The 13,519-nt window shown below is 71.5% G+C and carries 13 protein-coding genes and 1 pseudogene; 5 read left to right on the plus strand and 9 right to left on the minus strand.

Translation table 11 applies throughout. The features are described from left to right. Positions 1 to 28 precede the first annotated feature (28 nt). Complete coding sequence (locus ACZ561_RS25420; RefSeq protein ID WP_470999127.1) at positions 29 to 874, minus strand: sulfurtransferase; 846 nt, start codon at positions 872 to 874, stop codon at positions 29 to 31. Between the two features lie 332 nt (positions 875 to 1,206). Here ACZ561_RS25420 and ACZ561_RS25425 point away from each other — a divergent pair, with 332 nt between their 5' ends. Beyond that, the gene (locus tag ACZ561_RS25425; RefSeq protein ID WP_470999129.1) at positions 1,207 to 1,980 is read left to right on the plus strand and encodes a VOC family protein; all 774 of its coding nucleotides are present in this window, start codon (positions 1,207 to 1,209) and stop codon (positions 1,978 to 1,980) included. 30 nt (positions 1,981 to 2,010) lie between these two features. Here ACZ561_RS25425 and ACZ561_RS25430 read toward each other — a convergent pair whose 3' ends face one another. From ACZ561_RS25430 to ACZ561_RS25440, 3 genes are all read right to left on the minus strand, one after another. Next, complete coding sequence (locus ACZ561_RS25430; protein WP_470999131.1) at positions 2,011 to 3,345, minus strand: polysialyltransferase family glycosyltransferase; 1,335 nt, start codon at positions 3,343 to 3,345, stop codon at positions 2,011 to 2,013. Positions 3,346 to 3,348: 3 nt separating this feature from the next. Continuing rightward, on the minus strand, positions 3,349 to 4,314 hold the full coding sequence (locus ACZ561_RS25435) for a glycosyltransferase family 2 protein (protein WP_470999133.1): 966 nt from the start codon (positions 4,312 to 4,314) through the stop codon (positions 3,349 to 3,351). A 107-nt stretch (positions 4,315 to 4,421) separates the two neighbouring features. Continuing rightward, positions 4,422 to 7,070 (minus strand): YfhO family protein, encoded by a 2,649-nt coding sequence (locus ACZ561_RS25440; RefSeq protein ID WP_470999135.1) that lies wholly within the window; start codon positions 7,068 to 7,070, stop codon positions 4,422 to 4,424. A gap of 296 nt (positions 7,071 to 7,366) precedes the next feature. Here ACZ561_RS25440 and ACZ561_RS25445 point away from each other — a divergent pair, with 296 nt between their 5' ends. Then, positions 7,367 to 8,584: an MFS transporter gene (locus tag ACZ561_RS25445; protein ID WP_470999137.1), complete on the plus strand. Its 1,218-nt coding sequence runs from the start codon at positions 7,367 to 7,369 to the stop codon at positions 8,582 to 8,584. A gap of 53 nt (positions 8,585 to 8,637) precedes the next feature. Beyond that, positions 8,638 to 9,066, plus strand: coding sequence for a GlcG/HbpS family heme-binding protein (locus tag ACZ561_RS25450; RefSeq protein WP_470999139.1), 429 nt, complete (start codon positions 8,638 to 8,640; stop codon positions 9,064 to 9,066). Positions 9,067 to 9,419: 353 nt separating this feature from the next. Here the strand turns inward: ACZ561_RS25450 and ACZ561_RS25455 are convergent. Together ACZ561_RS25455 and ACZ561_RS25460 are read right to left on the minus strand one after the other, a co-directional pair. Beyond that, positions 9,420 to 9,675, minus strand: a pseudogene (locus ACZ561_RS25455) (NAD(P)/FAD-dependent oxidoreductase); the annotation flags it as partial. A gap of 74 nt (positions 9,676 to 9,749) precedes the next feature. Beyond that, on the minus strand, positions 9,750 to 10,157 hold the full coding sequence (locus ACZ561_RS25460) for an arsenate reductase ArsC (RefSeq protein WP_470999141.1): 408 nt from the start codon (positions 10,155 to 10,157) through the stop codon (positions 9,750 to 9,752). 164 nt (positions 10,158 to 10,321) lie between these two features. Here ACZ561_RS25460 and ACZ561_RS25465 point away from each other — a divergent pair, with 164 nt between their 5' ends. Next, positions 10,322 to 10,630 carry an ArsR/SmtB family transcription factor gene (locus ACZ561_RS25465; RefSeq protein ID WP_470999143.1) on the plus strand — a complete coding sequence of 103 codons (309 nt, stop codon included), beginning with the start codon at positions 10,322 to 10,324 and terminating at the stop codon, positions 10,628 to 10,630. A gap of 35 nt (positions 10,631 to 10,665) precedes the next feature. Next, positions 10,666 to 11,436: an aquaporin gene (locus tag ACZ561_RS25470; protein ID WP_470999145.1), complete on the plus strand. Its 771-nt coding sequence runs from the start codon at positions 10,666 to 10,668 to the stop codon at positions 11,434 to 11,436. Positions 11,437 to 11,655: 219 nt separating this feature from the next. Here the strand turns inward: ACZ561_RS25470 and ACZ561_RS25475 are convergent, their stop codons facing one another. The 3 genes from ACZ561_RS25475 to ACZ561_RS25485 form a co-directional block, all read right to left on the minus strand. Beyond that, complete coding sequence (locus ACZ561_RS25475; protein ID WP_470999147.1) at positions 11,656 to 12,318, minus strand: class I SAM-dependent methyltransferase; 663 nt, start codon at positions 12,316 to 12,318, stop codon at positions 11,656 to 11,658. 176 nt (positions 12,319 to 12,494) lie between these two features. Then, positions 12,495 to 12,833, minus strand: coding sequence for a hypothetical protein (locus ACZ561_RS25480; protein ID WP_470999149.1), 339 nt, complete (start codon positions 12,831 to 12,833; stop codon positions 12,495 to 12,497). A 123-nt stretch (positions 12,834 to 12,956) separates the two neighbouring features. Further along, complete coding sequence (locus ACZ561_RS25485; protein WP_470999151.1) at positions 12,957 to 13,319, minus strand: ArsR/SmtB family transcription factor; 363 nt, start codon at positions 13,317 to 13,319, stop codon at positions 12,957 to 12,959. Between the last annotated feature and the right edge of the window lie 200 nt (positions 13,320 to 13,519).

Here is a 13,519-nt window from a genome sequence, read left to right on the forward strand (position 1 = left end):
AGGCGCCGTGCCGCGGCCGGCGTCGTACCTAGGGGTTCGGGCCCGTCGCCACCGGGCGGGTGGGGTCGTTGGACCACTCCGACCAGGAGCCGGCGTAGAGGGCCGCCGGGATGCCGGCGATCGTCAGGGCCAGCACCTCGTGCGCGCCCGAGACACCCGAGCCGCAGTAGACGCCCACGGCTTCGCTCCCGCCGTCGCCCGCGCCCGCGCCGAGCTTCGAGAAGCGCGCCGCCAGGGCCTCGGCGGACAGGAAGCGGCCGTCCGAATCCACGTTCTCCGTCGTCGGTGCCGACACGGCGCCCGGGATGTGGCCGCCGACCGGGTCGATCGGCTCCACGTCGCCCCGGTAGCGCTCCGCCGCCCGTGCGTCGAGGAGCAGGCCGGAGCGGGCCAGCGCAGCCGCCCCGTCCGCGTCGAGCAGACCGACGGCGCCCGGCCCCGGCACGAAGTCGCCCGACTCGGGGGTCGGGGTCTCCTTCGACAGGCCGTGGCCCGCCGCCGTCCACGCCGCCAGCCCGCCGTCCAGGACCCGCACGCGCGCGTGCCCCGTCCAGCGCAGCAGCCACCAGGCGCGGGCCGCGCCCCACCCGAGCCAGTCGTCGTAGACGACGACCGGGGTGTCGGCGGAGACACCCGCCCGGCGCATCGCCGCTCCGAAGATCGCCGGGTCCGGCAGCGGGTGCCGCCCGCCGCTTCCGGGCGGACCGGCCAGTTCCGCGTCCAGGTCGACGAAGACCGCGCCGGGGATGTGCCCGGCCTCGTACGCGGGCAGCCCGGGCGGGCCGCCGAGCTGCCAGCGGACGTCCAGCAGTACCGGGGGCCTGGCCCCGGCCGACTCGCTCACGAGTTCGCTTGCGGTGATGATGGGCTTCATGGGTGCCATCCTCGCGCAGCACACCCTGCCTCGGACCATGCCGTAGCTCCGGAACGGCGACACGGCATCACAGGACCGCGAGGACCCGGCCCGGCGATCCAGGCATCCTCGCGCGGGATCGCGCCAAAGAACGGCGCGGCCCTGGCGCGCTGCACGCCCGGTGGTGCGAGCATCTGCACGGAGGCGCGCGACCCGGCGCGCGTACGGCAGGTGAACGGCGGGCAGTAATCCGCTGCGGTCCCCGGGGCCCCGCCCCCACCGCCCCGTACGCGCTCGTGCGCGCGGCTTGTCCCCCCGTACGGCCACGACGATGGTCCGAGGAGAGAGTGACGATGACCGAGGCGACTCGGCGCACACCCGGTACACCCTGTTGGGTGAGCCTGATGGTGCACGGGCTTGACGCGACACAGGAGTTCTACGGCGCGCTCTTCGGGTGGGAGTTCGTTCCCGGCCCCCAGCAGCTCGGCCCGTACGTCCGCGCGCTGCTCGACGGCAGGGAAGTGGCGGGTATCGGCCAGCTGCCGCCCGACCGGCATCTGCCGGTCGCCTGGACGACGTACCTGGCCACGGACGACGCGGACGAGACGGCGGAGTCCATCCGCTGCTGCGGCGGGACGGTCGCCGTCGGCCCGCTCGACGCGGGCGATGCGGGGCGGATGGCGATCTGCTCCGACCCGACGGGCGCGGTCTTCGGTGTCTGGCAGGCCGGGGCGCACCTCGGCACGGCGGTCGCGGGCGCGCCCGGCACCCCGGTGTGGAACGAGCTCCTGACGTACGAGACGTCGGCGGTCGGCAAGTTCTACCGGACGGTGTTCGGGTACGAGGTCGAGCCGGTCGTCTCCGCCGACCTCGACCGTCTGACCCTCCATCTGGAGGGCCGCCCGGTGGCCTCTCTGCACGGCGTCGGCACGGCGCTGCCGCGCGACCGGGGCGCGCACTGGATGACGTACTTCGAGGTCTCCGACACGGACGCGGCCGCCCGCCTGGTCACCGAGTTGGGCGGCCAGGTCCTCAAGCCGCCCAGGGAGGGCACGGCGGGCCGGCTCGCCCTTGTCGCCGATCCGGAGGGCGCGGTCTTCACCATCGTCCGCTCGGCGCGCGGCTGAGAGGCACCCCGAGCGGCCCGCTCCTTCCGGTCAGCTCCGGCCGCTGCGGACCAGGCTCCGGCGGAGCCGGGACGCGCCCCGCCGTACGTCGCCGTCGGGCAGTCCGAGTTCGGTCAGTCGCTCCCGCGGGAAGTACCGCTCCGTGCCGCCGTCGCCCTGGAGCGCCCTGAGGAACTCGGCCGTCCCGGGGCGCAGCAGCGGGTGGAGTCTCGGCTGCATGCAGTAGCCCACGGCGCGTACGAGCGGGGTCAGGGTCGCCGGCGCCGCGCCGGGCACGGCCGGGCCGTCGTCCGACTCCAGGTCCGGTACGACATGGTCCACGACGGTGAGCGGCACCCGGTTGCTGTTCTCGTACGGGTTGAGCCGCTCCAGGACCGTGTCGGTGCCGACCCGGGCGATGGGGACGTCGTAGTAGACGGAGGCGGTGAGCATCGCGGTGGAGAAGCAGCCGACGACGAGCCGCGGACGGCAGCGCTCGTAGAAGGTCTCGGCGAGCAGCGGACCGTCCAGGACGGTGAGCCGTACGCCGGACGCCTCGGCCGCCTCGTGCAGGGCCGTCGAGTAGCGGGCCGGCGCGGTCGGGTGCGGCTTGAAGATCACCGACGTGTGGCCGGCCGCAGCGGCTCCGCGCAGCATCCGGATGTGCAGCTCCTCCTCCTCGTCGGCGGTGAGGATGCCGAGGGCGGCGAGGTACTGGCCGAGGAGGAGGGCGCTGGGCGCTGCCTCGACCGCCTCGGTCACCTGCCGGTCGTCCCCGGCGGCCTCGGCGATCTCCGCGAGCACCGCGCGGAACGCCGTGTCGGGTACGAGCTCGGGCTCGACGTCGTACTCGGCGAGGAGGAGCGGGCGCAGACCGGGCACCAGGTCGAGGTGGAGCAGGCGCTGGATGCGGCAGGCGATCGACTGGGGCAGCTCGTCGCGCGTCGGCCCGTAGCTCATGAGGCCGTCCGCGTACACCTCGACGGTGCTCTCCGTGAAGACCGCGGCGAGCGCCTTGGCGGGGTTGACCTGGATGGACTCGACGATCAGTTCGACCGGGGCGGTGCCGAGACCCCAGGCCGTCCGGAACACCCGCTGCCACAGCGGTGCCTCCTCCGGGCGGGGCGACCAGGAGCTGGGGTGGTGGGGGTGGATGGCCTCGTTCCAGTCGATCGCCTCGTCGAACCGGGTGGCGATCCGGTCGTAGCCGGTCATGGCGTCGAGCCGCAGCGCCGTCTCCGGGATCTCCGCGTTGTTCGACACGAGGAGGATCCGCCGGACGTCCTCGCCGGCGCCGAACAGGCCCGCGTCGAGCGCCGCCGCGAGCGTGGCCGCGCCGTAGAGCGTGGACACCTGGAAGATCTGGGTACGCGGGTTCGCGGTCATGGGTCAGGCGGTCCTTCCGGTGGCGCGCAGGCGGGTGAGCAGGGTGCTGCGCGCGGTGTCCATCGTGGCCAGCGTCTCGTCGAGCACCTGCTGCGGCATGCGGCGCAGGGCGTCGGTGACGTTCTGCCTGAGCCGCTTGGTGACGGCCGGCTCGTACTGGTCGGCCTTGCCCATGTGGAAGGCGATCATGGCGCAGTAGGTGCGAACCGCCTTCGGCAGAAAGCGATCGGCCTCGGGGTCCCTCGACACCTCCTCGAGAAGGAGGTCGTAGGACGGAATGAAGTCCAGTTGGCGGTTGTCGGTGATCTGTGTGAGCGAGGTCGTGACACCGCGCCGGTAGAAGACTCCGTGCAGGCTGAGAGCCGCGTAGGTGGTGGCTTTCAGGTGGAGGCGCCAGACCCAGAGCCGGTCCTCGGCGGTGCGCAATTTCGTCTCGAACCGCGAGGCGCCGTTCTCGAAAAGACGGCTGCTGTAGATACCGAAGGGGACGAAGGGATAGTCCACCATCGTCACCATCTTGGCCGGTGCGATTCCGTCGCGCGGATTCATCACGGTGTCGCGGAGTTTGGCGGGCGCGTAGCGGATGCTGCGGGAGCTGCCGGTCGACTGCACATGGTCGGTACGGGCGAAGTCGCACCCGAGCGACTCGATGCCGCGGACCATGGCGCGCAGGTGGCCGGGGGCGTACCAGTCGTCACCGTCGAGGAAGGTGACGTAGTCCCCGGTCGCCGCGTCCAGGCCGGTGTTGCGCGCCTGCGCGACGCCGAGGTTGGTCTCGTGGCGGATGACGGTGGCGTTGGGGACCCGGCTCTGCCAGCGATCCAGCACGTACGGCGTCTCGTCCGTGGAGCAGTCGTCGATCAGCAGGAACTCGAATTCCGGGTCCGCGTTGTTCGCGAGGCTGCGCATGGTGTCGGGGGCGTAGATCCCGACATTGTGGAGAGGCACGATGACGGACAGTTTCGGCACACGGAATCCCAACACTCAAACAGACGATCAATCAGTCGATCACTCGGGCGATCGAGTCGTGACGTTCACCCGGACAAACGCCGACCAGGCGGGCAGCGTATCCATTGTCATTTCCCGTCGGACGGTCCCGATGTGCATTCCAGGTGAACTCTTGTCGTCCTGCGAAGAAACCGGCTCCGGAATCCGAGCGCCAGCAGGGCAAGAAGTGAGACGGCGGCGATCGCGCCGCCGAGGCGCAGACCCGGGGGCCGGAACGAGCAACTGACCGTGGTCGCCCCGTCGTCGAGCGGAACGGCCAGGAGGCCCAGGTAGCGCTTGGCGGGGGTCGGCTGCGCGTCGCCCGCGGCGCAGCTCCAGCCGGAGATCCGCGGTGCGGCGATGACGGCGGTTCCGGTGCTGCCGGCCGGGAGTTCGGCCGTGAGGCCGTGCCCGGAGACGTGCACGGCGGTGGCTCCGGTCGCGGTCAACTGCCGTACGGCCGTGTCCAGTCGTTCCGGGAGGAGGCAGCCGACGGGCTGCCGGGGCAGCTTCGGGGCTCCCCGGTCGCCGCGCAGTGCGATCCGCACCTCGCCGGATTCCGGAACGGCGCCGAGCGGCTGCATGGGGGCGAGCACGGACGGCATTTTGCCGACGAAGGACACGGGCTGCTGCCCGTCCAGCGCGGCGGTGCCCTGGAGTTGGGGCGCCCAGAACCAGACGCGTGCGTTCGCGGGGCAGGTGGCGGTCAGCGTGGCGGTGCCCTTCGGCCCGTCCGTACGGCGGACTTGGGCCGGCGTCTCGTACACCTTCGAGCCGAGCAGCAGCTCCTGGTTGGCGAAGGCGGAGTCTCCGAAGCGGGTCCCCGGCGCGGGCAGCCTGACGTCGGGCCGGACGGTGACGAGCGGGGGGACCGGCGTGTCGGTGGCGGTGATGACGGCCTCGGGCAGCTTGTCCGTCCGCAGGGGCACGGTGGGCTCGGAGCGCATCCGGGTGCCGATCGAGAAGATCGCGTCGGTCACCGGGTTGTCGAGGCCGACCGGGTGACGCCCCTTGGCGTAGTAGCCGAAGCCGAGGGAGGAGAGCGTGCGGGAGTAGATGTCCGAGCTCAGGCTGGAGTAGTACTCGCCGCCCTGCCCGCCGACCAGCAGGGGGTCGTTGCCGCCGGGCACGTCGCCGGGGTCCGTGCGGTGGCGGGGCCAGGCGTCCTTCTCGGTGACGACCCGGGCCATGTCCTCCTGCCAGGGGCCGACGCGGGGGGACCAGTGGACCTGGGCCAGTTGCTGCTCGGCGATCCTGCCGCCGGTGATCGCGGTCTCGCCGATCTGCGTCAGGACGAGGAGGGCGACGGCCACGACGGGCAGGACCCGGGAGCCGGCCGCGTACCGTCGCGCGAGGACGACGGCAGCGGCGGCGAGGACGGCGAGGGCCAGCGCGGCGGCGAAGGCGGGGTAGGTCCAGCGGTCGACGACGACGCTGCCCCGGACCGCGAACGCCATCGCCGCGAGCAGCGCCGTCGCGCCGAGGAGGGCGGGTGTCCGGGGCAGCCCCTGGGCGGTGGACAGCCAGCCCGCGATCACCAACAGGCCGCAGAGCACGAAGGCCTGACGGTACGGAATGCCGTTGGGCGAGGCGCCGGCGTGCCAGAGCAGGTGGGTGGGCTCCCACTGCATCGAGAGCGTCACCAGGCAGATCGCGGTCACCCAGGCGATCCGGACGCGGGGTGCGACGGCGCTGTTGAACGGCAGGGTGAGGGCGAGGGCGAGCGCCGGGGTGCCGATGAAGAGGGCGGGGCTCGCGACGCCCGCGGTGGCCGGGAGCAGCCGGGCGAACACGTCCGCCCAGTCGACGGCGGTGAAGGTCACCTCGGGGGTCGGGTCCGCGACACGGGTGGCCAGGAAGATCACCAGGACGAGCGGAGCCGCGAGTCCGATGCCCAGGAGCACCGCCCGGGCGGCGCGCAGCAGTCCGGCCAGGCGCCGACGGGCCGTACGCCCGGACTCCTCGGCCGTGAGCAGCCGGACGACGAGGAACACGGCCGCGCCGACGGTCGCCATGTACGCCGTGTAGAAGTTGGCGAACCAGGCCAGTGCCACGATCAGCGGACCGAGGACGGGACGGCGCCCGGTCCGGGCCCACTCCCCCACCAGGCACAGCAGCGGGAAGGCGAGCAGTCCGTCGAGCCACATCGGGACGGTGGCGCCGTGGTTGAGGGCCCAGCCGCACAGGGCGTACGCCGTTCCCAGGACGGCCGCCACGGGCCACGGGCCGCGGCGCAGCGTCAGGAGCAGCACCGCCATCGCGGCGCCCGCAGCGGTGATCTTGGCCGTGGTGACGACGTAGAGGGCGAGTTCCGTCCGGTCGGCCGGGAAGAGCACGACCATCAGGTCGAAGGGGCTGCTCAGATACGTGCCGTAGTCGCCGAGGAAGTTCGTCCCGAAGCCCGCGCTCCAGTTCAGGAAGAGATCGCCGTCGGCGTCACCGAGCAGCAGTCGCCGCCAGTAGGCGTGGTACGGCAGGTACTGCTGGCCGAGGTCGACGGTGTTGCGGGTCGTGGGTCCGAAGGGATGGGCGCCGGCCAGGAGCGCGCCCAGGCAGAAGCCGAGGCAGGTCAGCAGCGCGGCGGCGGCCGCCGCCCGTACGCGGAGGCCGCGTCGGCCCGCGCGGATCAGCCGCGCCGCACGGGACCGGCCTCCGGCTCCGTCCGTCGCACCGGGCCGGTCGCCTTCCGTCCGCGCGCCCTCGCCCTGGTCGGGCACGGTCTCGGCAGCAGGGGGCACACGTCCTCCGGGGTGATTCGTGCGGCGCGCGGATGCGCGGGGGCCCCGGTGCTCACGTCGGTGCGGCTTCCCGTCACGGGCCGAGGCCCATTACCTCTGAGCCGGGCGTCCCGCATCCGATCAACAAGGGATCTCCGGGCACACCGCAGGTGAACACGGCGTGCCGTCGACCGGGGAGCATGCCGAAGCAAAGTAGCCCGCACACGCAATAGCCACCGTTTGCATTTATCCCGCGTCTGCAACTATTGTCGAAGCACGCAAGACCCCCCTGCAATCGTTTTGGAAGGTGCTTCGCCATGCCTCTCGCGCTCCTGGCCCTGGCCATCGGGGCCTTCGGGATCGGCACCACCGAGTTCGTGATCATGGGCGTGCTGCCCCAGGTCGCCGGTGACTTCGGTGTCACGATCCCCACCGCCGGCTGGCTGGTGACCGGCTATGCCCTCGGCGTCGTCTTCGGAGCCCCGCTCCTGACCGTGCTCGGCACCAAGGTGTCGCGCAAGAAGATGCTCCTCTTCCTGATGGGCCTCTTCGTCGTCGGCAACCTGTTGTCCGCCTTCGCCCCGTCCTTCGGCGTGATGCTGATCGGCCGGATCGTCGCCTCGCTCGCCCACGGCGCGTTCTTCGGCATCGGCTCGGTGGTGGCGGCCGGTCTGGTCGCCCCGGAGAAGAAGGCGTCGGCGATCTCGCTGATGTTCATGGGCCTGACCGTCGCCAACATCGTCGGCGTCCCGCTGGGCACGTACATCGGCCAGGCCGCCGGCTGGCGCGTCACCTTCACCCTCGTCGCCGCCCTCGGGGTGATCGGTCTCCTCGGCGTGGCCAAGCTGGTGCCGGAGACGGGCCGGGCCGAGAGCGCGAACGTCCGTACCGAGTTCGCCGCGTTCAAGAACGTCCAGGTCTGGCTCGCCATGGCGATGACCGTCCTCGGATACGGCGGTGTGTTCGCGGCCATCACGTACATCACCCCGATGATGACCGAGGTCACCGGCTACACCGAAGGCGCCGTGACCTGGCTGCTCGTCCTCTTCGGCATCGGCATGTTCCTCGGCAACCTCCTCGGCGGCAAATTCGCCGACCGCGCCCTCATGCCGCTGCTCTTCACCACCCTGGGCGCCCTGGCCCTGTCCCTGCTGGTCTTCACAGCGACCGCGCACGACAAGGTGCTCGCCGCGATCACCCTCACGCTGATCGGCGCGCTCGGCTTCGCCACGGTGCCGCCGCTGCAGAAGTGGGTCCTCGACCAGGCGACAGCCGCCCCCACCCTGGCATCGGCGGCCAACATCGGCGCCTTCAACCTGGGCAACGCGCTCGCCGCCTGGCTCGGTGGCGTCGTGATCTCCGCCGGCCTCGGCTACACCGCCCCGAACTGGGTCGGCGCGCTCCTCTCGGCCACCGCACTGCTGCTGGCCTTCCTGGCCGCGTTCCTCGACCGGCGCACCAAGGCCCGCTCCCGGGTCGTGGCGACGGGCGCCGCTCCGGCGGCCGCACCGGCAGTCGCCACCGTCGGACGCTGACCCCCGTACCCCTGGCTCCTCATCACCTCGTCACCACGAAGGAAGAACGCACCATGAGCACCACCACCCCCACCGCTGTCACCCCGCTGAGCACCCGGGACGCCGAGCTCCTGCTCGACGCCGCCCGCCGCGCGGCCGAGGACGCCGGCGTGACCGTCAGCGTCACCGTCCTGGACGCGGGCGGCCACCTGCTGGCCTTCCGCCGGGACGACCGCGCCGTGCTCGTCTCCGGCGAGACCAGCACTCGTAAGGCGTACACCGCGCTGCAGTTGAACGCCCCCACCGCCGACCTCGTCGACCTGGTGAAGCCCGACGGCCCGTTCCACAGCCTCACCACGGCCCTGGACCGACCGCTCCTCTTCATCGCCGGAGGCCTTCCCGTCCACCGCGACGGTCGCCTCATCGGTGCCATCGGGGTCGGCGGCGGCGCCCCGGAACAGGACCACGGCTTCGCCACGACGGCCCTCACGGCACTCGCCTGAGACCGGGCCGGTGGGTCGCGACGCTCGCCTGAGAGGCCGGCTGGGCGGATCGCGGTGCTTGCAGGAAATCGGGTGGGCGGGCCGCTCTCCTGAGACCGGCCGGCGGGCCGCGACGCCGGGCAGAGCCACCGGCGCCCTCGCGGCGGGCCTGAGCCGCCGGAGATCCGTCAGGCCGGCGTGACCGGCAGGACGTCCGGGGACAGGGCCGCCGCCCGTGCCGTCGCCGCCGTCACGCGACGGCGGAGCGAGCCCGCTCGGCAACCATTGTCCGCATAAGAAGGGCCTCAGACGGCAGTGTGTCGCCGTCTGAGGCCTTCCTCAATGTCCTTCCGCGGCCCATCGGGCGATGTGCCCTTGATGTCGCCGGTGAGATCGAAGGAGACGATGTCGCCGTCGATCATCTCGGCGCCGAACTTTCTCGGCCTGGGCCCGCATGTCCTCCATGAGGACCGGGCCGTCGACGCCGTCCGGGAAGCCGGGGAAGTTCTCGACCTCGGTCGTGGTCGTCGGCGAGCCGCCGACGAAGATCGAGCTGTCGAAGAGCAGGGGCTCGAGCTGGGCCCACGCGGTGTAGAGGGCGGCGGTGCATCCGGCGGGGCCGGAGCCCATGACGATGGCGTTGCGTATGTCGTCGCCGGTGCCGGCGGCGGCGGCGGTCGAGTCGGTCACCGAGGTCACGCCTCCTACTGCGCGTCGATCTCGGCGATCAGGGCCTCGATGCGGGTCTTGATCTCGTCGCGGATGGGGCGGACAGCGTCGACGCCCTTGCCGGCCGGGTCTTCGAGGGCCCAGTCGAGGTACTCCTTGCCGGGGAAGATCGGGCAGGCGTCGCCGCAGCCCATGGTGATGACGTAGTCGGAGGCATGAACGGCCTCGGTGGTGAGGATCTTCGGAGTGGCGGCGGAGATGTCGACGCCGACCTCCTTCATGGCCTCGACCGCGGACGGGTTGACCTGGTCACCCGGGATCGAGCCGGCGGAGCGGACCTCGATCCGGTCGCCCGCGAGGTGGCTGAGGAACCCGGCGGCCATCTGGGAGCGGCCGGCGTTGTGAACGCAGACGAAGAGCACGGAGGCGAGCGGAGCAGTCATCGGTTCTTCCTTGGGCAGGGATGGTGCGCGAGGCGGGCGACACCGGCCGCGAGACGTCCGTCGGGAAGGACCGGGTACGAGGACGCGGTCATGGCGTGCCCCCCGGGTTCAAGGAGGTCAGCCCAGGCTGGTATCAGCGCCGAGTGATGTGACAGTATCAGCCCATGATGACGTCAGTCGATACTGATCTGATCCGGGTGCTGGGTGATCCCCTGCCCCTCCAGATCGTGACCCTGCTCGCCCGCGAGACGCTGTGCACCACCCACCTCGTGGAGGAGACCGGTGCCAAGCAGACCAACCTCTCCAACCACCTGAAGGTGCTGCGCGAGGCCGGGGTCGTCGAGACCGAACCCTGCGGCCGGTTCACCTACTACCGCCTGAAGCCGGACGTCATCGAAGGTCTGGCCGGGCAGTTCGCCGCCCTCGCCGAGACCGCGCGCGCCAACGCCGACACCAAGAGAGCCTGCCCGTAACGCTCTCGCCTCACCTGCCCGAGGAGACCCTGCCCGTGACCGCCACCGAGCCCGCCGCGAGCGACGCCATAGCCGTCGACACGTCGCCGCAGCCCGCGCCCGGCGCCACCCCGCCCCGTACCCCGCTCGCCGCACGCGCTGCGGCCGAGCTCGTCGGCACCGCCGCCCTGGTGGCGATCGTCGTCGGCTCCGGAATCCAGGCCACCGGCCTCACGGACGACGTCGCGCTGCAGCTGCTTGCGAACTCCACCGCCACGGTCTTCGGCCTCGGCGTCCTGATCGCCCTCCTCGGGCCGGTCTCCGGTGCGCACTTCAACCCGGCGGTCACCCTGGCGGAGTGGTGGACCGCCCGCCGCGGCGGTGCGGGCGTGAACGCGCGCGAGCTCGCCGTCTACGTACCGTCCCAGATCGTCGGCGCGATCGCGGGCGCGATCCTGGCGGACGCGATGTTCGGCGAACCGCTGGTGAAGTGGTCCACACACGACCGCTCGGCGGGCAACCTGCTCCTCGGCGAGGTCGTCGCCACTGCCGGCCTGATCCTGCTGATCTTCGGCCTGGCGCGCACCGACCGGCTCCGCTTCGCGCCGGTGGCGGTCGCCTCGTACATCGGTGCGGCCTACTGGTTCACCTCGTCCACGTCCTTCGCGAACCCGGCGGTGACCATCGGTCGCGCCTTCACCGACACGTTCGCCGGCATCGCCCCCGCCTCCGTACCGGCGTTCATCGGCATGCAGCTCATCGGCACCGCCGCGGGCCTGGCCCTGGTCGCCGTCATCTTCATGCACGGCAAGACGAACACCGAATGACACAGGCCGTGGACGTGATGGTGTTCGGTGGCGGGCAGGTCGAGCGGGGCCGGCCGGATCGGTGACGATGACGATGACGATGACGATGACGATGACGATGACGTGAACGACCGTGCCCGGCCAGGCGCCGTCGATCTGTCGGCGCAGACGCAGCAGGGGTGACGCAGAGGGGGCCGGTGCCGTCGACGACGAGGCCGGCCGCCGGTGCGGGTGTCCCGGTCATCGCGGCAGGGTCTGGGTGACGCGCCACAGCCGGCGGGGCAGTTCGCCTTCCTCGAAGGCGTGGACCTCGTTCAGGGTCCAGCCGTCGGCGAGGGTGTCGACGAGACCGCGGGGGAAGAAGTGGACGGCGAAGCCGCCGTGTTCGTAGATGTCGTCGCCGTGGGCGGTGCCGATGCCGTAGTGGGCGTCGCCGGTGTGGCGGACGGTGTAGAGGAAGATGCCGCCTGGCCGGAGGACGCGGCGGACCTCGCCGACCAGGGCGTGGATCTCCTTCGTGGACAGGGCCATGCACAGCAGCATGTGTGCGAAGACCGCGTCCACGGAGGCGTCCGGCAACGGCAGCGGATCGCGTACGTCGTGCACTGCGGTGGTCACCCGCTCGGCGACGCCGCTCGCGCGGGCGACTTCCTGGAGCTGCTCGAGGCCGACGGGGCTGAAGTCGGCGGCTTGGACGGTGAACCCCTCGCGGGCGAAGTGGAGCGCGTCGCGGCCGTGCCCCGCCCCCAGCTCCAAGACGTCGTGCCCTCCGGATGCCCGGAACACACGGGCGGCGTGAACGGCGGGCGCGGACGGCTCCTCGCCGTACATGCCGGGGTGGGCGGTGTAGGTGTCATGCCAGTGCCGTTGCTGGGCCCCGGCCAGTTCGCCCTCGTCCGCCATGGTTTGCCCCTCTCGATGCGTTCCGTGATCAGCCTAGAGGTCGGCGACGCGAGGTCAGGAGCAGCAGTCGCAGCCTGCGCGGCACCCGCACGCGTCCGCCCCCCATCAGGTGCCGGCGCCGCTGCGGCAACAAGGAAAGCGCAGCAGCCCCTGTCTGCTGTGCAGCTCTTCGCCCGTCACTGCGCATCCCGGCCGGCAGAGGCCCGCTCCTGGAGTGCGTCCAGCACGCCCTCGTGAGCGTCATCGACGGAGACGTCCAGATGGATCAGCTCGGGGCCGGGGCCGGGGCTGACGGTGAAGGTGAAGAACGAGCAGCAGCGGCTCTCGCGCGCGACCAGATTGCGCACCTTCTCCCCCACACCGTCACCGCTGGTGAGTACCAGCCGCAGCCGGAGCCGGTCCGGCCGTTCCAGGCCCGCCAGGCTCTCAGCGAACAATTCGTCGAACTCGGCCACACGCAGCGGCTGCTCGGTGGTGGGCAGGGTGCAGGAGTTCGGTACCCAAGTCGTCATCATGACCACTTCCATCGACATCGCTTCCCGCCGCCGGCAGAGGAGACGCCTCCGACGGAAAACCTGTACCTGGGTACAGGCCGCAGGCCCGGGGAAGTCAGGACTCCGGACTCCTGGCAGAAGGCTTCACGCCGCGGCAGCTTTGGTGAGCAGCTGCCCCATGGCAGCCAGGACCGCGGGCTCGACGCGGTAGTAGACCCAGGTGCCGCGCCGCTCGGAGGAGAGCAGTCCTGCGTCCTTGAGCTTCTTCAGGTGGTGGGAGACCGTGGGCTGGGAGACGCCGACGTCGGAGATGTCGCAGACGCATGCCTCGCCGCCCTCGTGCGAGGCGACCGCGGAGAAGAGCCGCAGGCGGACCGGGTCTCCCAGGGCTTTGAACATGACCGCGGTCCGTTCGGCTTCCTCCGCCGTCAGTGGGCGCTCGTTCAGCGGCGGGCAGCAGGGCTCGACCTCGGGCTCCAGCAGCGGCAGCACCTTCACATTCGACATACGTCTATGTTGACACATGTCGAACCAAGCCCAAAGGGGGCCCGCGGGGGCGAGCCCCCTGCCACATCGCCGGTCCACGTGTCGCGGCTCGACCGAGCTCGCCACTCGCGATGGCTGCGACTTCGACGCGCCCCGCGAAGCAGACCACACATCGATGGATGTCTATGTTGACGCTTATCGATGTGGGTGCCATGCTGAAG

It is taken from the genome of Streptomyces sp. NPDC039609, assembly GCF_055596705.1.

Coding starts and splice junctions, on each gene's coding strand:
- ACZ561_RS25460 (WP_470999141.1), bottom strand. CDS start 10,157: ATGACTGCTCCGCTCGCCTCCGTGCTCTTCGTCTGCGTTCACAACGCC.
- ACZ561_RS25430 (WP_470999131.1), bottom strand. CDS start 3,345: ATGACCGCGAACCCGCGTACCCAGATCTTCCAGGTGTCCACGCTCTAC.
- ACZ561_RS25445 (WP_470999137.1), top strand. CDS start 7,367: ATGCCTCTCGCGCTCCTGGCCCTGGCCATCGGGGCCTTCGGGATCGGC.
- ACZ561_RS25420 (WP_470999127.1), bottom strand. CDS start 874: ATGAAGCCCATCATCACCGCAAGCGAACTCGTGAGCGAGTCGGCCGGG.
- ACZ561_RS25450 (WP_470999139.1), top strand. CDS start 8,638: ATGAGCACCACCACCCCCACCGCTGTCACCCCGCTGAGCACCCGGGAC.
- ACZ561_RS25465 (WP_470999143.1), top strand. CDS start 10,322: ATGATGACGTCAGTCGATACTGATCTGATCCGGGTGCTGGGTGATCCC.
- ACZ561_RS25480 (WP_470999149.1), bottom strand. CDS start 12,833: ATGATGACGACTTGGGTACCGAACTCCTGCACCCTGCCCACCACCGAG.
- ACZ561_RS25475 (WP_470999147.1), bottom strand. CDS start 12,318: ATGGCGGACGAGGGCGAACTGGCCGGGGCCCAGCAACGGCACTGGCAT.
- ACZ561_RS25425 (WP_470999129.1), top strand. CDS start 1,207: ATGACCGAGGCGACTCGGCGCACACCCGGTACACCCTGTTGGGTGAGC.
- ACZ561_RS25485 (WP_470999151.1), bottom strand. CDS start 13,319: ATGTCGAATGTGAAGGTGCTGCCGCTGCTGGAGCCCGAGGTCGAGCCC.